Source organism: Thermocatellispora tengchongensis (assembly GCF_014202315.1).
GTDB lineage: Bacteria > Actinomycetota > Actinomycetes > Streptosporangiales > Streptosporangiaceae > Thermocatellispora > Thermocatellispora tengchongensis.
The window spans coordinates 347,453-369,897 of the sequence record NZ_JACHGN010000007.1; the positions used below are offsets into that span (position 1 = coordinate 347,453).

Sequence of the window (22,445 nt, forward strand, 5' to 3'; positions counted from 1 at the left end):
GTCCCGGCGCCGCGCCCCGATCGGGAGGAGCCGGGTCGATGAGCCTGTCACCGTCGCCGGAGTTCCCCGCGCCCGCGCCGCCGGGCGACCTGGGCGCGTACGCCGCGCTGCTCCGCCGCCGCTGCCTGGTCTTCCTGTTCTGCCTGGCCACCGGATGCGCGGGCGGCGCCGCCCTGCTGCACCTCACCCCGCCGTCCTACACCGCGACCGCCCAGGTCCTCGTCTCGCCCACCGGCGTCCAGGACCAGGTCAACCAGGTCACCCCCCGCCAGCGCGAACCCCTCAACCTCGACACCGAGGCCCAGATCGCCAAGTCCGCCGTGGTGGCCTCCCGCGCCGCCGCCATCCTCCGCGCCACCCCTCCCGCCGCCGGCGCCCCCACCCCCGCCCCGGCACCGGCCACCCCCGCCCCCCGCGACGGCGAGCCCGCCACCACCCCCCGCCCGGCACCCCCGAACCGCACCCCCGCACCCTCCGAGCGCGACCCCGGCACCACGACCGGCGACGCCGCAGCCCGCCACCCCGGCACCACGACCCGCGACGGCGCCGCCTCGGCCACCGGCCGCGACACCGGGACCACCGGCCAGGCCGCCGCGGCGTCCGATCGCGACGCCAAGGTCACCGGCCGCGACACCGCACCAGCCGACCGAGGCAGCCCGGCCACCGCCACCACCGGGGCTCCCAGAGCCGGGACGACCAGCGGGGCCACCACCGGAGCCGCCGCCACGGGGGCCGGGGCGCTCGCCTCCGTCCCCGGGGAGGAGCAGGCAATGGTCGAGGTGAGCGTGCCGCCCAACTCGGCGGTGCTGTCGATCTCGGCGACGGCCGGCTCCGCGCAGGTCGCGGCGGCGTACGCGCGGGCGTACGCGCGGGCCTACCTGGAGCACCGGGCCGAGACCGCACAGCAGGCGCTGGCCGCGCAGGTGCGGGCGCTCGCGGCCAAGCTGCGGCAGGTGGACGCCGCGCACGAGCGGATCGTCAAGACGCTGCCCACGTTGCCCAAGGGGAGCCCCGAGCGGGCCATCGCCATGCAGCGCCACAACGTGCTGAGCCGGCAGATCTACACCCTGACCGGCCGCTACGACGCGCTGCGCACGGTGGCGGTGACACCGGGGTCGATCATCAGCGAGCCCGAGCCGCCCGCGGCGCCGAGCGCGCCGAGCCCGCCGCTCTATCTCGGCAGCGGCGTGATGCTCGGCCTGCTCGCCGGCGCCGGGGCCGCAGTCGCCCGCGACCGGCTCGACACCCGGCTGCGCTCGCCGCGCGACGTCGAGCGGCTGACCCGTGTCGCCGTGCTGGCCGAGCTGGCCGTTGACCGCAACGGGGCGCTGGCCGATCCCCGGCCCGCGCGGCGGCGCCGGGCGTCGGCCTCGCCGGGCCCGCTGCACGAGCTGGCCGCGGCCATCCTGGCGGCGCGGCCCGGCGGCCACCTCCTGGTACGCCCGGTGGGCGCGCCCTGCGAGCTGCGGGCGCTGTTCACCGTGCTCCGCCCGGCCGTCATGCCGATCACCCTGCTGCGCGGCGACGACCTGCACGACCTCGCCCGCGCCGACAGCGCCCTGCTCGTGCTGGGCACCCCGCTCGGCTCGGGCGACGTGCGGGCCGCGCTCCGCGACCTGACCAGGCACGGCATCCGGGTGATCGGCGCGGTGCTGATCCGCCCCTGCCGCCGCGCCCCCGCGCCCACCCCCCGGCCCCGCACGCCGTACGACGACGGCGGCATGCCGCGCGACAGCGGCCTTCACGACATCGGGCCGTACGACGGCGTATCGCAGAACGGCAGGCCCCACGGTCACAGGCCGCACGAAGACACCTCGCACGACGGCGGGCCGCACGGTGACGACCGGGACAACGGCGGACAGCAGGGTGACGCCGCGTACGACCATGCCTCGTACGACCAGGCGCCATACAGTGCGGGGCCGTACGGTGTCGGGCCGTTCGCGCCGGAGCGGGAGCCGAAGCCGGGGATCGACGGCATCCGGGAGATCGCGGTGCGGCGCACCCGCGCCGCCGCGCCCGGCCCGGGGTTCGGGGGCACCGTGCCCGAGACCACGCCGCTGCAGGCGCTGCGGCCGGCCGACCGGACGGCGCGTGACGCGTGAGACGGGTCCATCCCACGGCCTGGCCGATCGGCGCGCTGCTGGTCGGCTATCCGGTGTGGTGGGCGCTCGGCCTGGGCGGGCTCGCGGTGATCGTGCTGGCCGTGCCCATGGCCGCGATCCTGTGGCGGCGGCGTCCGGTGCGCACCCCGCCCGGGTTCGGGCTGTGGCTGCTGCTGCTCGCGGGCTACCTGCTGAGCGGGCTCATGCTCGGCGAGATGCCGCCGGGCACGTACGGCGAGATCAGCGAGGGCCGGATCGCGGGCTACGCGATGCGGCTCGCGCTGTACGTCTCGATGCTGGTCCTCGTGCTCTACCTGGGCAACCTCGACGAGCGCGAGCTGCCGCAGCTCACGCTGGTGCGCATGCTCGGGGTGCTGTTCCTCACCACGGTGGCGGGCGGGTTCCTCGGACTGCTCGCGCCGGGGCTGGAGTTCACCTCGCCGATGGAGCTGGTGCTGCCCGACTGGGTGAGCGGCAACGCGTTCGTGCAGAACCTGATCCACCCCACCGCGGCGCAGACGCAGAAGGTGCTGGGCTACGCCATGCCTCGTCCCGAGGCGCCGTACGAGTGGGCCAACGCCTGGGGCAGCAACCTGTCGGTGCTGCTGGTCTGGTTCGTGGTCGGCTGGTGGACGTACGGCAGCACGGGGCGCCGGGTCGCCGCCGTGGTGCTGCTGGCGCTGGCCGCGGTCCCGGTCGTCTACTCGCTCAACCGCGGCCTGTGGATCGGGCTCGCGGTGGCGGTGGCGTACCTGGTGCTCCGGCTGGGCGCCCGCGCCCGGCTGACGGTCTGCGCCGCCGCGGCGGCGGGGGCGCTGGTCTTCGCCGCCACTCCCCTGCACTCGATCGTCACGCAGCGGCTGGACAAACCGCACAGCAACGACATCCGGGCGTTCACGGTCGCCGCGACCGTGGCGGCGGCCGGTCACTCGCCGGTCATCGGCTACGGCAACACCCGCAACGCCACCGGCAACCACAACTCGATCACCACCGGCAAGACCGACTGGTGCCGCGAGTGCGGACACCCGCCGCTCGGCAGCGACGGCCACCTGTGGCACCTGCTGATCACGCAGGGAGTGGCCGGGGCCGTCCTGTACGTCGCGTTCTTCGCCGGGGCGATCCGCCGCTACTGGCGCGACCGCACCCCGGTCGGCATGGCGGGCGTGCTCGTCATGATCCTGGTCCTGCTGTACATGTTCGTCTACGACGCGCTGGTCACCCCCCTCAGCCTCTATCTGATCTCCTTCGCCCTGCTGTGGCGGGCGTCCCTGTCCCGGGGGTCCACATGAACGACGCGGCGGCGCGGCTGCGCTACCTGAGCGACACCATCGCCCTGCTGTTCCCCGCCGCCGAGGGGGGCGCCGCGCGGGCGTACTCGCTGCTGCCGCACGCGGCGGTGCCCCGGCGGCTCGCGCCGCGCGTGTGGTGGCACCGGGCGCTGGGGCGTGCGGTCCCGGTGCCGTCCGGGGGCGAGACGATCGCGGATCATCTGGCCGAGGTGTTCGGCCTGCCGATCCGGGTGACCCTGCGGGTACGCCCGGCGCGGCGGGCGAACCGCAAGCCGCTGCTGGAGGCGTACGGGCCGGAGGGGCTGCTCGCGTACGTGAAGATCGGCGACTCGGATCGGGCGCGGGCGCTGGTCCGCAACGAGGCGGCGACGCTGCGCGCGCTCGCCGACGAGCCGCTGAAGACGGTGTGCCCGCCCGCCGTGCTGCACCACGGCGAGTGGCGGGGCCTGGAGGTGCTGGCGCTCGCCCCGCTCCCGGTGCCGTCCCGCGCCGCCCGTGTGTGCCGGCGGGTGCCCGCGCCGCTCGTGCACGCGGCCGTACGCGAGATCGCCGCGCTCCGTCCGGGCGAGCCGCACTCCTGGCACGGCGACTTCGCCCCCTGGAACCTGGCCCGGGGCGCCGACGGGCGGCTGCTGGTGTGGGACTGGGAGCGGTTCGGATCGGGGGTGCCGCTCGGGTTCGACGCCGTCCACCTGTTCTTCCACCGGGCGCTGCGCCGGATGCGGCCCGAGGACGCGGCGCGGGCCTGCGTGGCGCAGGCGCTGCCGACGCTCGCGCCGTACGGGCTGTCGGCGGCGCGGGCGCGGCGGACGGCGTGCCACTACCTGATCACGCTCGCCGACCGGCACGCCGCCGACGGCCACCAGCCGCTGGGCCCGCCCGCACGCTGGCTCACCCCGCTGATCGATGAACAGGAGGCGGTGCTGTGACCTCCCCCACACGCACCCCGACCCCGGCCGACCTGCGCAAACGCAGACGGCTGCCCGCCAACTACGCCCTCAAGCGCTCCGCGCACGCGGTCTCGCTGACCACCGGGCGGCTCACCGCCGCCGGACGCATGCTGCCCGGCTTCCTGATCGTGGGCGCGCAGCGGTGCGGCACCACCTCGCTGTACCGGGCGCTGGCGCAGCACCCGCTGGTGCTCAAGCCGGTGCTGCGCAAGGGCGTCCACTACTTCGACGTGGCCTACCACCGGGGCCCCGCGTGGTACCAGGCGCACTTCCCGCTGCGCACGACCGCGGCCCGGTTGCGCAGGCGCTACGGGCACCGGCCGCTGGCGTTCGAGTCCTCGCCCTACTACCTGTTCCACCCGCTCGCCACGCCCCGGATCGCCTGGGACCTCCCCGGCGTGAAGCTGATCGTGCTGGTACGCGACCCGGTCGAGCGGGCGTACTCCGCGCACGCCCACGAACTGGCCCGGGGGTTCGAACGCGAGCCGAGCTTCGAGCGCGCGGTGCAGATGGAGGAGGAACGCCTGGCGGGCGAGGCCGAGCGCCTGTGCGCGGCCCCCCACTCCATCAGCCACGCCCACCGGCACCACGCCTACCTCGCCCGCGGCCGCTACGCCGAGCAGCTCTCCCGCCTGGAGCTCCTGGTCGGCCGCGACCGCGTGCTCGTACTGGACAGCCACCGCTTCTTCGCCGACCCCGAGGCGACCTTCGACCGGGTCCTCGCCTTCCTGGGCCTGCCCCACCTCGGCCCGCCCCCCGTCTTCGACCGGCACAACGCCCGCCCCCGGCCGTACCCCATGCGCCCGGGTTTGCGCCGATGCCTCTCCGAGCACTTCGAGCCATGGGACGAACTGCTCATCCCCTACCTCGGCGAGGTCCCGTCATGGCGCCGCTGACCACCTTCCCCCCGCCTGCCGAGTCGAGGGGAAAGGCCGGGATGTGCACGTGAACGGGGATCGGGGCCGAGATGACAAACGGAGCTGAGAGCGGGACAGACATCACCGACGGCGCAACCGGAGCGGCCGACGAACCGGCCGCACCGGCAACCCGCTCCACGTCGGCCGGCGGCGGCAAGCCGGCCTACACACCACAATCCGGGCCGGTCGCCCTGGGCGAACCGGCCCACACATCACGATCCGGACCAGTCGGCCAGGACGGGCAGGCATCCACGCCACAAGCCGGGCCAGTCGGCCAGGGCGCGCAGCCAGCCGCACCACAAACCCGACCAACAGGCCAGGACAGACAGGCCCACACACCACACCCCAGACCAACCGTCCTGGGCGAACCGGCCCCTACCCCACAAGCCGGGTCAGTCGCCCAAGACGGGCACGCCCGCACACCACAATCCCGACCGACCGCCGAGGGCGGGCACGCTCACACGCCGCAATCCCGGCTGGCCCTTCAGGACGGGCAGGGCCGCCGCACACCATGCTCCGGGCCGGTTCAGGGCGACCAAGTGGAGACAGTGGAGACCGCACGGCGGCCCACCGCCACCGGCGACCGCTCGCCCGAAACCGCGCCGACGGCCGGCGACGGCGGCGGTCACCGCCTGGCCGGCACCACGCCGCCCTCCCCCACCCCTCACCACCCGGCCACAGGACCTGAGGACCTCATCCACGGCGGCCTGACGGCGCAACCGGACGGGGACCTGCGCAACCCGCGAGGCCAAGTGTGTACGAGCGACACCACCACCCCCGAGCGGGCCCAGGGCCAGGACCGAGGCCGAGACCGGGGTCGTAGCCAGGACCGGGACCGGGACCGGGGTCATAGCCAGGGCCAGGGCCAGGGCCAGGGCCAGAGCCGAGACCGGGGTCGTAGCCAGGGCCAGGACCGGGACCGAGGCCGGGACCGGGGCCGGGGCCGGGGTCATAGCCAGAGCCACGGCCAGGGCCAGGGCCAGAGCCGAGGGCGGGGTCGTAGCCAGGGCCGGGGCCGGGGGCGGGGGGCGCGGTCGGGGTTGGCGGCGGTGGCGCGGGGCGGGGTGGCCGGGGTGGTCGGCGGGGGGATGGTGGCGGTGGGGCAGGTGCTGGTGGCCCTGGTGGTCACCAGGGGCTTCACGGCGCAGGTCGCCGGGGCCTTCTTCGCCGCCATCGCGCTGTGCCAGATCGCGGCCGGGGTGCTGCGGCTGGACGCGGGCAACGGGCTGGTGTACTTCATCGCGCGCTCACGTGCGTACGACCACCACGGCATGTCCGGATATATCCGTGCGGGAGTGGTGCCCGTCCTGGTGCTCTCCCTCGCCGCCGCCGTGTCCGCCTGCCTGTTCGCCGAACCCATCGGGGCCGCGACCGGCGTGCCGCCCGCCTGGATCGGGCCGCTCGCGCTCGTCCTCCCGCTCATCGCCTGCTCCGACGTGCTGCTGTCGGCCACGCGGGGGTTCGGCGATATGCGCCCCACCGTGTACGTGTCCGGGCTGTTCCTCCCCGCCGCCCAGCTTGCCGGGATCTGCGCCATGGCCGTGGCAGGCGCCGAGGCCGGGCTGACGGCCGCGTGGGCGCTGCCGTACCTGCCGGTGCTCGCGCTCGCCTGGGTGTGCCTGAAGCGGCGGCTGCCGGAGTCGGCGTACCGGCCGGGGTACATGCCGGGGACGTTCCGCGACCTGTGGCGGCACACGGCCCCCCGCTCGGCCGGCGCGGCGATCCAGGCGGCCTTCCAGCGCCTCGACATCGTGCTGGTCGCGGCGCTCGCGGGGCCGGTCGAGGCCGCCTGCTACACGGTCGCGACCCGGTTCAAGGCGGTTGGCCAGCTCGCCGGGCAGGGCCTCGCGCAGGCCGCGCAGCCGCGGCTGGTACGCGCGCTCGCCGCCGGCGAGTTGGAACGGGCGCGCGAGCTGTACCAGAGCACCACGCTGTGGCTCGTGGCGGCGACATGGCCGGTGTGGGTGGCGTACGCGGCACTGGCACCGTGGCTGCTGCGGATCTTCGGCCCGGGGTACGACGCGGGCGCCGGGGTCGCGGTCGTGCTGGCGGCCACGATGATGGCGGCGTCCGCGTGCGGGATGGCCGATGTCGTGCTGACCGCCGCCGGGCACACCACCACGAGCCTGCGCAACATCGCCGCCGCGGTCGTGGTCGCCGTCACGGTGGACGTGGCCCTGATCCCCGAGTACGGGGCGCTGGGGGCGGCCGCCGGATGGTCGGCGGGCGTGCTGGTGAAGAACGTGCTGCCGCTGGTACGGCTGCACCGGACGTACGGGCTGCGGCCCTTCGGCCGGCACACCCTCACCGCACTCCACCCACGCATGTGGCGTACCGCATGACCCGGCGCAACCTTCACCGTGCTCGCCCCATGCATGGGGCGTACCGCATGACCGGGCGCAGCTTCACCGCGGGCCGCCCCCGCACCCGGCGCACGCTCACCACGCTCCGCCCGCGCATCCGGCGTACGCTCACCGCGGGCCGCCCGCGCGTCCGGCGCACGGTCACCGCGCTCCCCGCGCATATGGGGCGTACGGCATGACCCGGCACGCTCCCCCCGTGCTGGTGACCGGGCTGCCGCGCAGCGGCACGAGCTGGGCGGGTCGGATGCTGGCCGCGGGCGGCGAGCTGGTCTACGTCAACGAGCCGCTCAACCCGCAGCACCCGCCCGGACGCTGCCCCGGGGTGCTGAACGCGACCGTCACGCACCGCTTCCAGTACATCTGCCGCGCCAACGAGGACGCCTGGTCGCGGGCGTTCGCCGACACCGTGGCGCTGCGCTACCGCTTCGGGGCCGAGCTGCGCCGCAACCGGTCGGCGTACGACCTGGCGCGGATGGTGCGCTATGGTGCGGCGTTCACCGTCGGGCGCGTGCTCGGCAGGCGCGCGCTGCTCGACGACCCGTTCGCGGTGCTGTCGGCGGGCTGGTTCGCCGAGCGGCTGGGCTGCCGGGTGATCGTGCTGGTCCGCGACCCGGTGGCGCTCGCGGCGAGCTGGCGGCGGCTGGGCTGGACGGTGTACTTCCATGAGCTCCTGGAACAGCCGCTGCTCGTCCGCGACCACCCGGAGGTGGAGCAGACCCGCGCCCTGGTCGGCTCGCAGGACCGCACGGCCAAGCTCGCCGCGCTGTGGCGGATCGCGGCCACGGTGACCGGGCGGCTCGCGCTGCGCCACCCCGGCATCACCCTCGTACGCTACGAGGAGCTGGCCGCCGACCCGCTGACCGGATTCCGCCGCCTGTACGACCACGCCGGGCTGGCCTGGTCGCCCCGCGCGGAGCGCCGCATCACCCGGGCGTGCACGGCCCCATCCCGAGGGTGGGGCGGCTTCGCCTGGGATCTGGGGTCGCTGTCGCGCACGGCGTTCCGCCGGATGGACTCGCGGCTGGCGGCGGCACGTACCGGTGCGGGTGACCTCACCCCGGAAGAGGTCACCCGCATCCGGCGCCTGACCGCCACCTGAGCTTCGGGGCGCGAGCGGCCACGCGTACGGCCAGGCAGCGCAGCAGCAGCGCGCCCGCGAACGGCAGGTCGTCGATCAGGTAGCGGCGGGCCAGCCGGCCCGGTTCGCACAGCAGCCGGAACAGCCACTCCAGGCCGGCGCGACCCAGCCACGGGGGCGCACGGCGTACGGCACCGGCGGCGAACGCGATGGCCGACCCGCACCCGGCGAACCAGGTGCCGGGCAGGTCCTCCCGAAGCGCGGCGATCAGCCGCTCCTGCTTGGGGAACCCGAGCCCCACGAACACCAGCCGAGGCGCGGCGGCGACCAGGGATTCTCTGATCCGCCGCACCTCCGTGGCCGAGCGCTCGAACCCGTACGGCGGCGCGGTGGCGCCGGCGACCCGCAACCCCGGGCAGGCGGCCCGCAGCGCCGCCGCGGCCCGCTCGGGCACACCGGGAGGCCCGCCGCCGAGCAGGTAGACCGGGAACCCGTGCCGGGCGGCGGCGGCGCACAGCGTCCAGATGAGATCGGCTCCGGTCACCCGTTCGGGCAGCGGGGTGCCGAGCAGCCGCGAGGCCCACACCAGCGGCATGCCGTCGGCGACCACGATCTCCGCGTCGCGTACGAGTGCGAGCAGGTCCGGGTCGCGCCGTATCGCCCGGCAGATGTCCACGTTCGGGGTGACGATCTGCCCGCCCCGCCCGTCGGACAGCGCCGCGACGACCCGCTCGACCACCTCGTCCTGGGTGACCGCGTCCACCCCGACCCCGCCCACCATCACCCGCGCCCGGGGCGCCGTCGTCGTCGCCAGGCGCCCCGCATCACGTGCTCCCCCCGGTCGCATCAGATTCCGTGCCCCCACGTGTGCAGCAGGCCGAGGACGGCAGAGGCCGGGACGAGGCCGGCCGCCACGGCCAGCGCGATGGGCGCGCGAGGTTCGCCCGCCCAGGACGCGAAGGCGCGGCCGGCCCAGCGCACCGCCTCACGGCGGCGGCCTGTCGCCGCGTGCAGGAACGCGAGCTGGCCGTAGATCCTCGCCGCGCCGCGGGGATCTACGGCCAGGTCGGCGTGCCGGGCGAGCATCCATTCCAGCCCGGCTATCCGGTCGCCCCACCGGGTGGCGTACTCGGAGCCACCCCAGCGCACCCGCACCAGCGGCCGATCGACGTTGACGATCGGTTGCCGCTTGGCGGCACGCAGCGCGAGGTCCCAGTCCTCGTTCTGGCCGTTGGGGGCGCTCTCGTCGGCCCACAGCCCGCCCCTGCGGAACAGGAAGGTGGAGGAGTGCACCATGACCATCCGCGACCGGGCGAGGTCGCGGGCGGTCACCGTGTCGCGGCCCGCCACCCGGGCCGTACGCCGGCCCAGGTACTCGACCTCGATGCCGCAGCTCGCGAACTCGGCCCCGGGCCGGTCGCCGAGCGCGGCCACCTGAGCGGCCAGTTTGCCGGGCAGCCACTCGTCGTCGTCGTCGCAGAACGCCACCAGCTCGGTGTCCAGCGCCGCGATCCCGGTGTTACGCGCCCCGGGCAGCCCCGGACTCAGCCGGTTGCCCAGCACCCGCACCACCCGAGGACCGCCCGGGCCGTGCCCCGGCCCACGAGCCGCATCAGGCCCCGCCCCGGCGACGCCGAACCACCTCCCGGAGCCACCGAACTCCTGCGGCGCCACGCCCCAAGGCCGCGGCCCTCCAGCACCAGGACTCGACCGTGCGGCGTCGAGCCACCCGCCGGCGCCGTCGAGGAGCCGGGCGGCAGTAGCCGCGGCAACCACGTCGGCCACCTGCTCGGCGACGACCTCGGGGGCGGCCTCGGGGGCGGCGCCGTCCGTCACGATCACGACGTCGATCGGCCCGGGATACGCCTGTGCCAGCACGGCGGCCGTCGCGGCGCGAAGCAGGGCCGGACGGCGCCCGCCGGTGGGGATCACCACTCCGACCGAGGGCGCCTTCTGGTCATGGATCATGGGGCGGCTCCCCGGGGACAGTAGCCGTAGCGGATCATGAGGGGCCAGGTCAGGGCGAGCACCAGCCAGCGCCGGGAGCGGGACAGGCCGCTGCGCCAGGTGTCGTCGCGCACCAGCTCGACCGCGCCGGCGGTGAACCGCATCGGGTTGCCCGACACCGTGTGCCCGACGCCGAGCATCGCCCGCCGGTTGCCGAGAAACCGCAGCGGAGACGCGAGCCCCAGCCGGAGCAGGAGGCGGGCGAGGGTGCGCCGGGGCGCGTCGAGCAGGTCTTCGTAACGGACCCGGGTGACCCGGGCCCCGCGCGCGGCGAGAAGCTCCAGCGCCAGGTTCTGCGCCATCCAGTGCAGCGAGGTGCGCACCGGACCCCAGCGGGTCATCGGGGCGCCGTCCTCGGGCCGCTCGACCCGCCGCAGCCAGGAGTACGCGACCCCGCGCGGATCGCGCACCACATGCACGACATGCACGTCAACCCCGGCCGCGACCAGGCAGAAGGCGAGCGAGGCGTGCTTGCTGGAGTCGATCACGACCGCGCAGTCGGCCACCTCGGCCGCCGCCTGGTAGATACGCCGGTAGCGCTCGACGTACTCCATGAGGTCCACCGAGCGGCGCGGCGGTATGTGCCGGGTGCGGTCCACCCGCCGGCGCAACAGAAGCATCCGGTACGCCAGCGCCTCGGACCACTGCCCGAACGCCTGCTCGCCCACCTTCGCCCAGAACGGACACTCCGGAAAGGCCACACCGCACCCGCACGACTCCGCGCCGATCACGCCACGCTCCCAGAGATGCACCACTTCCCCGAGCGGCACGACCCCCGGCACCTCACCGAGCAACCGTTCGAGCAACGTGGTGCCACTGCGACCGATCCCGCCCAGGTACACGACCTGGACAGGCGGGCATTGCCACACAAGGACGCCCCTCCCCCACGGATACAGGACGCCCCCACCCTATTCCGCAGAGTAATCACACGGTCACGCAACGCAAAAGATCTACCTAACGATCCCCCACCCCAGGTTCCCCCTTCCCCTCCCCCGGGTAAGGCGCGCACCGGGCCCGGAGCCACCCGGACAGCACGCCTACCGGTGGTGGTCCGTCCTGTTCGGGGGAGGGCTGGGCACGCCGCAGCAGTGCATGGTGGGCCGCGCGAGTCCTTGTAGCCGTCGTCAGGGATCGTCTTGTACAGGCCAGTGGTGAGCATCCCTGGCAGCTCTTGCGACGGCGTGGCCGGCTCGCGCACAGCATGCGGACACGCGCACGGCGCGGCTCGCGCACAGCGCGGCTCGCGCACAGCGCGGCTCGCGCACAGCGCGGCTCGCGCACAGCGCGGCTCGCGCACAGCGCGGCTCGCGCACAGCATCCGGGCACGCCCACAGCATCCGGGCACGCGCACACAGCATCCGCCTGCGCCCATGGCGGCCAGGACTCCTCGCGGCATCCAGGGTCAGCCAAACCGACCGGCGCGGGCTATACGATCCCCGAGCAGGGACGCCGGGTCGGCGAGGCGCTCGACCGGCTCGGCATCAAGCAGGCCACGGTGGTCGGCCATTCCACCGGCGGCTCGGTCGCCACCGCGCTGGCCGAGCAACGACGCGACCTGGTGACCGCGCTCGCGCTCATCGACTCCGGGCCCCGGGTGGACGCCTTCATCTCAGAGGGGCCCGTCGGTCAACTCCTGTTCGTCCCCGGCGTCGGGCAACTGCTGTGGCGGCTTCGGACCGGCACGATCGTTCGCCAGGGTCTGGCCACCGCGTTCAGCCGCCCCGGCTACCAGGCCCCGCAACAGCTCGTCGATGACGTGCGCGGCATGACGTACCACGCCGTCACCGCGACATCGCGGGCGGCCGACGACTACCTCGACCGGCGCGCGCTCCCCGATCGGCTGACGGCCCTCGGCAAGCCGCTGCTGGTGATCTTCGGTCAGGACGACCGGAGATGGCGATCCTCCTCCGCCGCCGAATACCGGCGGGTTCCCGGCGCGAGGGTCGAGCTGCTGCCCGGCGTCGGACACTCGCCCATGCTTGAGGACCCGTCGCGGACCGCCACGCTCCTCCTGGCCTTCACCGAGTCCGTCCGTACGCGGGCGGACTGACGCGGCATGCCGGGGTGCGGCGGCCCACCCACCGGGCCGCCACCACCGGCACTGCGCGCCCGGACGGGACAGCGCACCCGGACGGACGGCGCACCCACGCGGGACAGCGCCGCTTGCGGAACAGCGCCCCTTGCGAAACAGCGCGGCTATCGGCCCCGAGCCTCGACGATCATGCCGGCGCCGACGGTGCCGTTGGTGGCCTCGTCGACCAGGATGAAGCCGCCGGTGAGCCGGTTGCGGGCGTAGTCGTCCACGAACAGGGGCTGGGTGACGCGCAGGGAGACGCGGCCGATCTCGTTCAGGCCGAGGTTCTGGGCGGTCTCGTCGCGGTGCAGGGTGTTGACGTCCAGGCGGTAGTGCAGGTCGCGGACCAGGGCGCGGGCGGTGCGGGTGGTGTGCTTGATGATGAACTTCGAGCGCGGGGCGAGCTTCACGCCGTCGGCCATCCAGCAGACCATCGCCTCAAGCTCCTGCGCCACCGCCGGCTGGTTGTTGGGCCGGCAGATCATGTCGCCGCGGGAGATGTCGATGTCGTCCTCCAGCCGCAGCGTGACCGACATCGGCGGGAACGCCTCGGCGACCGGGCCGTCGTAGGTGTCGATGGAGGAGATGCGGGTGGTCAGGCCGCTGGGCAGGTGGACCACCTCGTCGCCCGGCTTGAGCACGCCGCCGGCCACCTGGCCGGCGTAGCCGCGGTAGTCGTGGAAGGCCGGGTCGGTGGCCTTCTGCGGGCGGATGACGTACTGGACCGGGAAGCGCACGTCGACCAGGTTGCGGTCGGAGGCGATGTGCACGTTCTCCAGATGGTGCAGCAGGGAGGAGCCCTGGTACCAGGGCATGTTCTCGCTGCGGGAGACGACGTTGTCGCCGTGCAGGGCCGAGATGGGGATGAAGGTCAGGTCGGGCGCGTTCAGCTTGGAGGCGAAGGCGGTGAACTCCTCGTGGATCTCGTTGAACCGCTCCTCGGAGTAGTCGACGAGGTCCATCTTGTTGACCGCCAGGACCAGGTGGGGCACGCGCAGCAGGGTGGTGAGGAAGGCGTGGCGGCGCGACTGCTCAAGCACGCCCTTGCGGGCGTCGATGAGGATGATGGCCAGGTCGGCGGTGGACGCGCCGGTGACCATGTTGCGGGTGTACTGGATGTGGCCGGGGGTGTCGGCGATGATGAACTTGCGCTTGGGCGTGGCGAAGTAGCGGTAGGCGACGTCGATGGTGATGCCCTGTTCGCGCTCGGCGCGCAGGCCGTCGGTGAGCAGGGACAGGTCGGTGTATTCGGTGCCCCGGTCGCGGCTGGTGCGTTCGACTGCTTCGAGCTGGTCTTCGAAGATGGCCTTGGAGTCGAACAGCAGCCGGCCGATCAGGGTCGACTTGCCGTCGTCAACCGAGCCCGCGGTGGCGAAACGCAAAATGTCCATGATGCTTGATGTGTCCCTCGGTCCTGCAAGTCCTGCACGGTTGATCGTTGTCAGCGGACGGCGTGGCGGGCATGGACGCGGGCGGGGCCGGACCCCGCCCGCGTGCGTGCGGCGGGCCTAGAAGTAGCCCTCGCGCTTGCGGTCCTCCATCGCGGCCTCGGAGGCGCGGTCGTCGGCCCTGGTGGCGCCGCGTTCGGTGATCCGGGTGGCCGCGATCTCGGCGATGATCTCCTCGACCGTCGCCGCCGTGGACTGCACCGCGCCCGTGCAGGTCATGTCGCCGACCGTGCGATAGCGCACCACCGCCTCGAACACCGGCTCGTCCTCACCGCGCTGCACCACGGGGGAGTCGGCCAGCAGCATGCCGTCGCGCTCGAAGACGCGCCGCTTGTGGGCGTAGTAGATGGACGGGATCTCGATGCCCTCGCGCCGGATGTAGTCCCAGATGTCCAGCTCGGTCCAGTTGGACAGCGGGAACACCCGGATGTGCTCGCCCTTGCGGATCTTGGCGTTGTAGAGGTTCCACAGCTCGGGGCGCTGGTTCTTCGGGTCCCACTGGCCGAAGTCGTCGCGGAAGGAGAACACGCGCTCCTTGGCCCGCGCCTTCTCCTCATCGCGGCGCGCGCCGCCGAAGACCGCGTCGAAGCCGTGCTCCTCGATCGCGTCGAGCAGCGTCGTGGTCTGCAGCCGGTTGCGCGAGGCCCGCCGCCCGGTCTCCTCCACCACCCGGCCGGCGTCGATGGACGCCTGGACGCTCGCCACCACCAGCCGGGCGCCCAGCTCGGCCGCCCTGCGGTCGCGGAACTCGATGACCTCGTCGAAGTTGTGCCCGGTGTCCACGTGCATCAGCGGGAACGGGATCGGCGCCGGCCAGAACGCCTTCTCCGCGATGCGGAGCATCACGATCGAGTCCTTGCCGCCGGAGAACAGCAGACAGGGACGCTCGAACTCCGCCGCGACCTCACGCATGATGTGGATGGCCTCGGCTTCGAGCACGTCGAGCTGCGAAGTGGTGTAGTCGGCCTGGAGTGTCAACACTTCCTCCGGGTTGGGGCTTATCGATGCAGGTCGCGGATCCCGGCGAGCAACGTCGGCGCCAGCTCCGGTAGGGATACCAGGATATCCGGCAGCGACGGGTCCGCCTGGTTGTAGGTCAACGGCGAGCCGTCGATCCTGCTCGTGTGGGCCCCGGCGGCCAGGGCGACGGCCACGGGGGCGGCGGAGTCCCACTCGTACTGGCCGCCGGCGTGCACGTACGCCTCGACCTCGCCGGTCAGCACGGCGCTGATCTTGGCACCGGCCGAGCCGATCGGGACCAGCTCGGCGCCGACGAGGTAGGCGAGCTTCTGCACGAACTCGGGCGGGCGGGTGCGGCTCACGGCGATGCGGACGCGGCTCTCGCGGCCGACGGCCCCGGCCGGGAGGCCGGGCAGCTTGGGCGGCTGGGCCGTGGACAGGGTGCGCCCCTGCGCGGGGAGCGCGACCGCGCCCGCGGTCAGCACGCCCCGGCCGTCGCGGCGCTCCCACAGGGCCACGTGCACGGCCCAGTCGGCGCGGCCCTCCTCGGAGAACTCGCGGGTGCCGTCGAGCGGATCGACGATCCACACCCGATCAGCGGTCAGCCGGCGCGGATCGAGCCGCTCCTCGCGGGTCGCCTCCTCCGACAGCACGCTGTCGGAGGGCCGCAGCCGGGCCAGCGCCTCCATCAGATAGCGGTGGGCGCTCTGGTCGCCCGCGTCGCGCAGCGCCCGCGAGTCGGCGAAGCCCGTACGCTCCCGGACCCGCAGCAGCCGCTCACCCGCCTCCGTCGCCAGATCGGCGGCCAGGGCATGGTCGTCCCTAATCGTCATCAATACGCTCCAGCTCCCCGGGCGACAGCCGACCAGGTCTTCCACAGGATCTGCAGGTCCAGCATGAGGGACCAGTGCTCAACGTAACGCAGGTCCAACCGTACCGATTCCTCCCACGAGAGATCCGACCGGCCGCTCACCTGCCACAGACCGGTCATGCCGGGCCGCACCAGCAGGCGGCGGCGTACGTCGTCGCCGTAGCATGCCACCTCCTCCGGCAGCGGCGGGCGCGGGCCCACCAGCGACATGTCACCCCGCAGCACGTTGATGAGCTGGGGCAGCTCGTCCAGCGAGTGGCGGCGCAGCCACGCGCCGAGCGGCGTGACCCGGGGGTCGCGGCGCACCTTGAACAGCAGCCCGTTGGCGTCGCTGACCAGCTCGATCTTGCGTTTCTCCGCGTCGGTCACCATGGTGCGGAACTTGAGGATGGTGAACTCGCGGCCGTCGCGGCCCACGCGGGTCTGCCGGAACAGCGCCGGGCCGGGATCGCCGGCGCGCACCGCGACCGCCAGGCCCAGCAGCAGCGGGGCGAGCGCGACCAGCAGGGCGGCGGCGACCAGGCGGTCGAAGAGGTCCTTGACCAGCCGGCGCACGCCGACGAGCTGGGGGTGCTCGACGTGGAGCAGCGGCAGCCCGGCGGCGGGCCGGATCGTGGTGCGCGGGCCGGCGACGTCCATGAGCGCGGGGGCCACGATGAGCTGGGTGTGCGACTTCTCCAGCCGCCAGGCCAGCCGGCCCAGCGCGTCGCCGTCCATCTCGCGGCAGGCCAGCACGGCCACGGTGTCGGCGCCGGCGTGGCGCACGGCGAGCGGCACGTCGGACAGGCCGCCGAGCACCGGGACCCCCGCCACGTCGCAGGACGGCAGGTCGCAGCAGTCGTCGGCGGGCAGGCAGGCGGCGACGATCTGCATGCCGTGGCGGGGCTCGCGGCGCAGCATGCGCACCAGCCCGGCCACGCCCTCGGGGTGGCCGACCGCCACCACGCGGTGCATGCACTCGCCGCGCAGCCGCCGCCGGTGCACCGCGCGGCGCAGGCCGTGGCGGGCCAGCAGGGTGAGCGCGGTGGCCAGCGGCAGCGCCAGCACGACGTAGCCGCGGGCGATCTCGGTCTTGGTCGAGTACGCCGCGACCGCCAGCCCTGCGGTCAGCGCCAGGCCGCACTGCACGATGCGGCGGAACTCCTCCGAGCCGAGCCCGAGCAGGCGCGGCTCGTAGGCCCGGTTCAGCGCCACCGCGCACACCCAGGCGAGCGGCAGCAGTGCGCTCGCGACCGCGTACGGCGCGACGTACGGGGTGACCTCGCCGAACCTGACCCCGACCGCGACCACCCCGGCCACCAGGCCGCAGGCGGCGTCGGCGAGCACGGCGTGGCCGCGATACTGTCGCAGCCACACCGGCATGCCCGGACGCTCGCCGGCCGGACGCGCCGGGGTGACCGGCGCGCCCACGGCACGCCGGACGCCCCGGCCGGTGCCGGCGTATGCCGCTCCGGTCGTGGCCGTCGAAGTCTCAGCGCCGGACAAATGCCCCTCCCAGTGACCGCACACAAACGGGCAGTCATGGAATGATAACGAGGAGAACGGAGGCCGATGATTTGAAGGCTGAAACGTACATCTCCGTGGACATTGAGGCTGATGGCCCGATTCCAGGCCCTTATTCCATGATCAGCCTGGGAATGACCGTAGCGGGGACGATGCGGGGGCGCGAGTTCACGCCGATCAGCCCGGACACCGAGACCTTCTACGCCGAACTCCGCCCGATCAGCGACGACTTCGTGCCGGCCGCGCTGGCCGTGAGCGGCCTGGACCGCGAGGCGCTGATCCGCGACGGCGGCGATCCGGCCGAGACGATGAAGGCGGCGGCCTCGTGGATCAAAAAGGTGTGCCGGAACACCACTCCGGTGCTCGCGGCATATCCACTTTCCTTCGACTGGATGTGGATTTACTGGTATTTCCTGAGATTCACCGACGCCTCACCATTCGGACATTCGCGGTGCATCGATATAAAGACGCTTTATGCCGCAAAAGCCGGAGTGGCCATCGCCTGGGCCACCAAACGGCAGATGCCGCGTCACCTCGTCTCGCAGCGCCCCCACACCCACAACGCGCTCGACGACGCGATCGAACAGGCCGAGCTGTTGCAGAACCTGATGTCCTGGCGGCCCGAACAGTCCTAAGACCCCCCAGAGGGCTGAGCGGCCCCTCAGACGCCCTTGAGCGGCCCTTCACAGCGGCCTGGAGCCGCCCGGAGCCGCCCTGACCGGCCTCAGCGGGGCGGGCCCGCCGGGTTGAGGTCGCCGGCGTGGAAGGCGTTCTGGGTGGGCTCCAGGCCCCGGGTGATCAGCGACTCGACCATGTCGGCGGCCCGATCGACCAGGAAGGGCAGGTCCTTGCGCTCGGCGGTGGCGAAGTCGCGCAGCACGTACGCCGCAGGGTCCATGCGCCCCGGCGGGCGCCCGATGCCGAACCTGATCCGCAGGTAGTCGCGGGTGCCCAGCGACTTGGTGATGGACTTCAGCCCGTTGTGACCGTTGTCGCCGCCGCCCAGCTTGGCGCGCAGCGCGCCGTACGGGATGTCCAGCTCGTCGTGCACGACGATGACCCGCGCGACCTCCACCTTGTAGAAGTCGGCCAGGGCCTTGACCGCTCCCCCGCTGAGGTTCATGTACGTCAGCGGCTTGGCCAGGACCGCCGGGGCGCCCGCGACGCGGCCCTCGACCACCTCGGCCCGCGACCGGTGCGCCTTGAACCTGCCCCCGGCCCGCGCGGCGAGCTCGTCGAGCACCATGAAGCCCGCGTTGTGCCGGTTGCCGGAGTATTCGGGGCCGGGATTGCCCAGCCCGGCGATGAGCCAGCGCTCCACGGGCTCCTCCTGCCGTGCCGTGAACGGTGGGAACGATGTCCAGCATGCCAGGGCGGCCGGCGCGCCGCGCGCCGGCCGCCCTGTGGACGCGTGTTACTCTGCGGCCTCGCCGGCGGGGGCGGCCTCGGCCGCGCCCTCGGCGCCCTCGGCGGCCTCACCCTCGGCGGCCTCACCCTCGACGGTGGTCGGCTTGGCCGTGACGTGCAGGACCAGGGTCTCGGGCTCGGCGGCCAGCGTGGTGCCGCGCGGCAGGGTGAGGTCGGCGGCGGTGATCTGGGTGCCGACCTCCAGGCCCTCGACGTTCACCTCGATGCCCTCGGGGATGTGGGTGGCCTCGGCCTCGACGGCGATCTGGACGAGCTGCTGGTCCAGCAGGCCGTCGGGGTGGACGTCGCCGACGACCGTGACCGGGATCTCGACCGTGACCTTCTCGCCCCGCTTGACGAGCAGCAGGTCGACGTGCTCCAGGAAGCCCTTGAGCGGGTCGCGCTGCACGCCCTTGGGCAGCGCGAGCTCGTCGATGCCGTCGCCCCGCAGGCGGATGAGCACGTTGGGCGTGCGGAGCGCGATCATCAGCTCGTGACCGGGCAGGGTGAGGTGCTTGGTCTCGGTGCCGTGGCCGTAGAGCACGGCGGGAACCTTGTCGGCGCGGCGGATCTTGCGAGCCGCGCCCTTGCCGAACTGGGTGCGCGATTCGGCGGCGATGAGTACTTCGGCCACGACGGATCTCCTAGGGATGATGTCGGTTGGTTCGGATGCCGCGTTCTCCCTCACCCGCCCTAGCGGAAGGCGTTACGAACGCAACCTGGTCAGTCTACAAGCACCGCCGGGTCAGCTATCGCCTTCGAACAGGCTCGTCACCGACCCGTCGCTGAACACCTCGGTGATCGCGCGGGCGATCAGCGGCGCGATCGACAGCACGGTCAGCTTGTCGAACCGCTTGTCCTCGGTGAGCGGCAGCGAGTTGGTGACGACCACCTCCGAGATGCGGGAGTTCTTCAGCCGGTCCACGGCCGGGCTGGAGAACACCGCGTGGGTGGCGGCCACGAGCACGTTCGTCGCGCCCTGCTCGTACAGGGCCTCGGCGGCCTTGGTGATGGTCCCGGCGGTGTCGATCATGTCGTCGATCAGGACGCAGGTGCGCCCGCGCACCCGGCCGACGACCTCGTGCACCTTGACCTGGTTGGCCACGTCGAGGTCGCGCCGCTTGTGGATGAACGCGACCGGCGTGTTCAGCGTGTCGGCCCAGCGCTCGGCCAGCCGGACGCGGCCGGTGTCGGGCGAGACGACGGTGGTCTGTTCCGGGTCGAGCTTGTCGCGCAGGTACGACGCGAGCACCGGCATCGCGAACAGGTGGTCCACCGGGCCGTCGAAGAAGCCCTGGATCTGCGAGGTGTGCAGATCGACCGACATGAGCCGGTCGGCGCCTGCGGTCTTGAACAGGTCGGCCATCAGCCGGGCGGTGATCGGCTCGCGCCCCCGGCCCTTCTTGTCCTGCCTGGCGTATCCGAAGAACGGCATGATCACGGTGATCCGCTTGGCGGAGGCCCGCTTGAGCGCGTCCACCATGATCAACTGTTCCATGATCCACTGGTTGATCGGCGCGGTGTGACTCTGGATCACGAACGCGTCGCACCCGCGCACCGACTCCAGGTAGCGCGCGTAGATCTCTCCGTTGGCGAAGTCGTGCAGCCGGGTCGGGGTCATCTCGATGCCGAGGTTGGCCGCGATCTCCTCGGCCAGCTCGGGATAGGCCCGGCCGGAGAAGAACATCATGTTCTTCTCGCCGGTCGCCTTCATGCCACTCACGTCCCCACCCCTGCGGCGGATACTCGGCCCATTGCTGAATTACTCACGTGCCGTTCTCCTGTAGTTCCTCGGCCGGCGCCTCAGCGGCGGCCAGCGCGCGCCGCGCCGCCTCCGCCGACCTGGTGCCCGCGCGCTTGCGGGCGACCCACCCATCGATGTTGCGCTGCCGCTCCCGCGCCACCGCGATGGCGCCGGGCGGCACGTCGTTGGTGATCGTCGAGCCGGCGGCGGTGTAGGCGCCGTCGCCGACCGTCACCGGCGCGACCAGCATGGTGTCGCAGCCGATGAAGGCGTGCTCGCCGATCGTGGTGTGGTGCTTGTTCACCCCGTCGTAGTTGACGAAGATCGCCGAGGCGCCGATGTTGGCGCCCGCGCCGATCGTGGCGTCGCCGACGTAGGTGAGGTGGGGGACCTTGGCGCCCTCGCCGACCTGGGCGTTCTTCATCTCGACGTGCGCACCGGCCTTGGCCTTGCGGCCGAGCACCGTGCCGGGGCGCAGGTAGGTGTACGGCCCGACGTCGGCCTCGGGCCCGATCACCGCGCCGACGGCGACGGTGTTGACGACCGACGCGCCCTCGCCGACCTCGGTGTCGGTGAGCGTGGAGCCCGGCCCCACCACGGCGCCCGTGGCCACGGACGTACGCCCGTGGAGCTGGGTGGAGGGGTGGATCACCACGTCGGGCTCCAGAATGACCTCGACGTCGATCCAGGTGGTCTCGGGGTCGATCACGGTCACGCCCTCGCGCATGTGGCGTTCGAGGATGCGCCGGTTGAGCACGCGGCGGGCGAAGGCGAGCTGCACCCGGTCGTTGACGCCCTCGACCTCGACGTGGTCGGCGGCGACGGACGCGCCCACCCGGTGGCCGTCGGCGCGCAGGATCGCCAGCACGTCGGTGAGGTACTCCTCGCCCTGCGCGTTGGCCGTGGAGACGCGCTTGACGGCGTCGGCGAGCAGCGCGCCGTCGAAGGCGTACACGCCGGAGTTCATCTCCTTGATCGCGCGCTGCGCCTCGTCGGCGTCCTTGTGCTCCACGATCTCCAGTACGGCGCCGTCGGCGTCGCGCACGATCCGGCCGTACCCGGTCGGGTCGGGCACCTCGGCGGTCAGCACGGTGACGGCGTTGCCGTCGCGCTCGTGCGCGGCGAGCAGCGCGGCCAGGGTCTCGGTACGCAGCAGCGGCGTGTCGCCGTAGGTCACCAGCACGGTGCCGGCGATCGTGCCGGTCTCCTCCAGCACGGTACGCACGGCGTGGCCGGTGCCCCGCTGCTCGGCCTGGACGACCGTCAGCGCGTCGGGGCTGGTCGCGGCCAGATGGGCGCCCACCCGCTCGCGCTCATGACCGATCACGACGATCAGCCGCTCGGGGTCGAGCCCGCGGGCGGCGGCGAGCATGTGGTCCACGAGCGCGCGTCCGCACAGCTCGTGGAGAACCTTCGGCGTTCTGGACTTCATCCGCGTGCCCTCGCCCGCGGCGAGGACGACGACGGCGGCCGGGCGCGGCACACTCACGGACTTACAGGCTCCCTCGGCGTCGCGGCTGTGACAGAGGCTTGCTGTGACAGAGGCTTGATCGTGTTGGCTGACATGGCTGCTCGGGAAGCTGTGACAAGCGCGGATGGCATACGGCTACCCCGTGGGCCCCGCACGGCAACCCACCCGACACCGTGAGCTTACCCGCCCACCCCCGGGACCGATCCAGCCCCACCCGCCTCCCCGGCAAGGCACACGAACAACAGGCGACGGCCCCCCTAG

20 protein-coding genes are annotated in these 22,445 nt (G+C 73.2%); 9 read left to right on the forward strand and 11 right to left on the reverse strand.

All coding sequences use genetic code 11. The annotated features are described in order from the left end of the window. Window positions 1-38: 38 nt before the first annotated feature. The 7 genes from HNP84_RS18775 to HNP84_RS18805 all read left to right on the forward strand — a co-directional run bounded on the left by HNP84_RS18775 (window position 39) and on the right by HNP84_RS18805 (window position 8,720). Window positions 39-2,102, forward strand: a complete 2,064-nt coding sequence (locus tag HNP84_RS18775) for a Wzz/FepE/Etk N-terminal domain-containing protein (RefSeq protein WP_185051023.1) — start codon at window positions 39-41, stop codon at window positions 2,100-2,102. Continuing rightward, the gene (locus HNP84_RS18780) at window positions 2,099-3,391 is read left to right on the forward strand and encodes a hypothetical protein (RefSeq protein WP_185051024.1); all 1,293 of its coding nucleotides are present in this window, start codon (window positions 2,099-2,101) and stop codon (window positions 3,389-3,391) included. The genes HNP84_RS18775 and HNP84_RS18780 overlap by 4 nt, the downstream gene beginning before the upstream one ends. Further along, a complete protein-coding gene (locus HNP84_RS18785; RefSeq protein WP_185051025.1) occupies window positions 3,388-4,320 on the forward strand; it encodes a hypothetical protein in 933 nt (310 codons plus the stop codon). The genes HNP84_RS18780 and HNP84_RS18785 overlap by 4 nt, the downstream gene beginning before the upstream one ends. A 32-nt stretch (window positions 4,321-4,352) precedes the next feature. Next, window positions 4,353-5,237: a sulfotransferase family protein gene (locus HNP84_RS18790; protein ID WP_376771923.1), complete on the forward strand. Its 885-nt coding sequence runs from the start codon at window positions 4,353-4,355 to the stop codon at window positions 5,235-5,237. 1,070 nt (window positions 5,238-6,307) lie between these two features. Beyond that, window positions 6,308-7,600: a lipopolysaccharide biosynthesis protein gene (locus tag HNP84_RS18795; protein ID WP_312925175.1), complete on the forward strand. Its 1,293-nt coding sequence runs from the start codon at window positions 6,308-6,310 to the stop codon at window positions 7,598-7,600. Window positions 7,601-7,647: 47 nt separating this feature from the next. Then, window positions 7,648-7,800 carry a hypothetical protein gene (locus HNP84_RS18800; protein ID WP_185051026.1) on the forward strand — a complete coding sequence of 51 codons (153 nt, stop codon included), beginning with the start codon at window positions 7,648-7,650 and terminating at the stop codon, window positions 7,798-7,800. Beyond that, entirely contained in the window at window positions 7,797-8,720 is a 924-nt protein-coding gene (locus tag HNP84_RS18805; RefSeq protein WP_185051027.1) for a sulfotransferase, read from the forward strand. Before HNP84_RS18800 ends, HNP84_RS18805 begins: the two co-directional genes overlap by 4 nt. Here the strand turns inward: HNP84_RS18805 and HNP84_RS18810 are convergent. The 3 genes from HNP84_RS18810 to HNP84_RS18820 all read right to left on the reverse strand — a co-directional run bounded on the left by HNP84_RS18810 (window position 8,689) and on the right by HNP84_RS18820 (window position 11,476). Further along, complete coding sequence (locus HNP84_RS18810) at window positions 8,689-9,480, reverse strand: WecB/TagA/CpsF family glycosyltransferase (protein ID WP_246518316.1); 792 nt, start codon at window positions 9,478-9,480, stop codon at window positions 8,689-8,691. The two genes, HNP84_RS18805 and HNP84_RS18810, sit on opposite strands and share 32 nt — an antisense overlap. 65 nt (window positions 9,481-9,545) lie before the next feature. Next, window positions 9,546-10,667, reverse strand: a complete 1,122-nt coding sequence (locus tag HNP84_RS53140) for a glycosyltransferase family 2 protein (protein WP_246518317.1) — start codon at window positions 10,665-10,667, stop codon at window positions 9,546-9,548. After that, window positions 10,664-11,476, reverse strand: coding sequence for a sulfotransferase (locus HNP84_RS18820; RefSeq protein ID WP_345599628.1), 813 nt, complete (start codon window positions 11,474-11,476; stop codon window positions 10,664-10,666). Before HNP84_RS18820 ends, HNP84_RS53140 begins: the two co-directional genes overlap by 4 nt. 431 nt (window positions 11,477-11,907) lie before the next feature. Here HNP84_RS18820 and HNP84_RS18825 point away from each other — a divergent pair, with 431 nt between their 5' ends. Further along, complete coding sequence (locus tag HNP84_RS18825) at window positions 11,908-12,756, forward strand: alpha/beta fold hydrolase (protein WP_221336405.1); 849 nt, start codon at window positions 11,908-11,910, stop codon at window positions 12,754-12,756. Window positions 12,757-12,902: 146 nt separating this feature from the next. Here the strand turns inward: HNP84_RS18825 and cysN are convergent, their stop codons facing one another. The 4 genes from cysN to HNP84_RS18845 form a co-directional block, all read right to left on the reverse strand. Next, a complete protein-coding gene (gene cysN, locus HNP84_RS18830) occupies window positions 12,903-14,171 on the reverse strand; it encodes a sulfate adenylyltransferase subunit CysN (protein ID WP_185051029.1) in 1,269 nt (422 codons plus the stop codon). Window positions 14,172-14,288: 117 nt separating this feature from the next. Then, the gene (gene cysD / locus HNP84_RS18835) at window positions 14,289-15,209 is read right to left on the reverse strand and encodes a sulfate adenylyltransferase subunit CysD (protein WP_185051030.1); all 921 of its coding nucleotides are present in this window, start codon (window positions 15,207-15,209) and stop codon (window positions 14,289-14,291) included. Window positions 15,210-15,226: 17 nt separating this feature from the next. Next, a complete protein-coding gene (locus HNP84_RS18840) occupies window positions 15,227-16,021 on the reverse strand; it encodes a 3'(2'),5'-bisphosphate nucleotidase CysQ (protein WP_185051031.1) in 795 nt (264 codons plus the stop codon). Continuing rightward, the gene (locus HNP84_RS18845) at window positions 16,021-17,421 is read right to left on the reverse strand and encodes a sugar transferase (RefSeq protein WP_185051165.1); all 1,401 of its coding nucleotides are present in this window, start codon (window positions 17,419-17,421) and stop codon (window positions 16,021-16,023) included. Before HNP84_RS18845 ends, HNP84_RS18840 begins: the two co-directional genes overlap by 1 nt. A gap of 194 nt (window positions 17,422-17,615) precedes the next feature. Here HNP84_RS18845 and HNP84_RS18850 point away from each other — a divergent pair, with 194 nt between their 5' ends. Further along, window positions 17,616-18,197 (forward strand): 3'-5' exonuclease, encoded by a 582-nt coding sequence (locus HNP84_RS18850; protein ID WP_246518319.1) that lies wholly within the window; start codon window positions 17,616-17,618, stop codon window positions 18,195-18,197. 89 nt (window positions 18,198-18,286) lie between these two features. On the opposite strand, the gene pth is transcribed toward HNP84_RS18850, so the two are convergent. The 4 genes from pth to glmU all read right to left on the reverse strand — a co-directional run bounded on the left by pth (window position 18,287) and on the right by glmU (window position 22,202). Next, on the reverse strand, window positions 18,287-18,883 hold the full coding sequence (pth, locus tag HNP84_RS18855) for an aminoacyl-tRNA hydrolase (RefSeq protein WP_185051033.1): 597 nt from the start codon (window positions 18,881-18,883) through the stop codon (window positions 18,287-18,289). 93 nt (window positions 18,884-18,976) lie between these two features. Beyond that, window positions 18,977-19,603, reverse strand: coding sequence for a 50S ribosomal protein L25/general stress protein Ctc (locus HNP84_RS18860; protein WP_185051034.1), 627 nt, complete (start codon window positions 19,601-19,603; stop codon window positions 18,977-18,979). A 111-nt stretch (window positions 19,604-19,714) separates the two neighbouring features. Beyond that, window positions 19,715-20,692 (reverse strand): ribose-phosphate diphosphokinase, encoded by a 978-nt coding sequence (locus HNP84_RS18865; RefSeq protein ID WP_185051035.1) that lies wholly within the window; start codon window positions 20,690-20,692, stop codon window positions 19,715-19,717. 43 nt (window positions 20,693-20,735) lie between these two features. Next, window positions 20,736-22,202, reverse strand: a complete 1,467-nt coding sequence (gene glmU, locus HNP84_RS18870) for a bifunctional UDP-N-acetylglucosamine diphosphorylase/glucosamine-1-phosphate N-acetyltransferase GlmU (protein WP_185051036.1) — start codon at window positions 22,200-22,202, stop codon at window positions 20,736-20,738. Window positions 22,203-22,445: the final 243 nt, after the last annotated feature.

Excerpts from the sequence above, each read along its gene's own strand:
- HNP84_RS18775 (WP_185051023.1), top strand. The coding sequence starts at position 39 with ATGAGCCTGTCACCGTCGCCGGAGTTCCCCGCGCCCGCGCCGCCGGGC.
- HNP84_RS18785 (WP_185051025.1), top strand. The coding sequence starts at position 3,388 with ATGAACGACGCGGCGGCGCGGCTGCGCTACCTGAGCGACACCATCGCC.
- HNP84_RS18800 (WP_185051026.1), top strand. The coding sequence starts at position 7,648 with ATGACCGGGCGCAGCTTCACCGCGGGCCGCCCCCGCACCCGGCGCACG.
- HNP84_RS18805 (WP_185051027.1), top strand. The coding sequence starts at position 7,797 with ATGACCCGGCACGCTCCCCCCGTGCTGGTGACCGGGCTGCCGCGCAGC.
- HNP84_RS18810 (WP_246518316.1), bottom strand. The coding sequence starts at position 9,480 with ATGGTGGGCGGGGTCGGGGTGGACGCGGTCACCCAGGACGAGGTGGTC.
- HNP84_RS53140 (WP_246518317.1), bottom strand. The coding sequence starts at position 10,667 with ATGATCCATGACCAGAAGGCGCCCTCGGTCGGAGTGGTGATCCCCACC.
- HNP84_RS18825 (WP_221336405.1), top strand. The coding sequence starts at position 11,908 with ATGCGGACACGCGCACGGCGCGGCTCGCGCACAGCGCGGCTCGCGCAC.
- cysN (WP_185051029.1), bottom strand. The coding sequence starts at position 14,171 with ATGGACATTTTGCGTTTCGCCACCGCGGGCTCGGTTGACGACGGCAAG.
- HNP84_RS18840 (WP_185051031.1), bottom strand. The coding sequence starts at position 16,021 with ATGACGATTAGGGACGACCATGCCCTGGCCGCCGATCTGGCGACGGAG.
- HNP84_RS18845 (WP_185051165.1), bottom strand. The coding sequence starts at position 17,421 with ATGCCGGTGTGGCTGCGACAGTATCGCGGCCACGCCGTGCTCGCCGAC.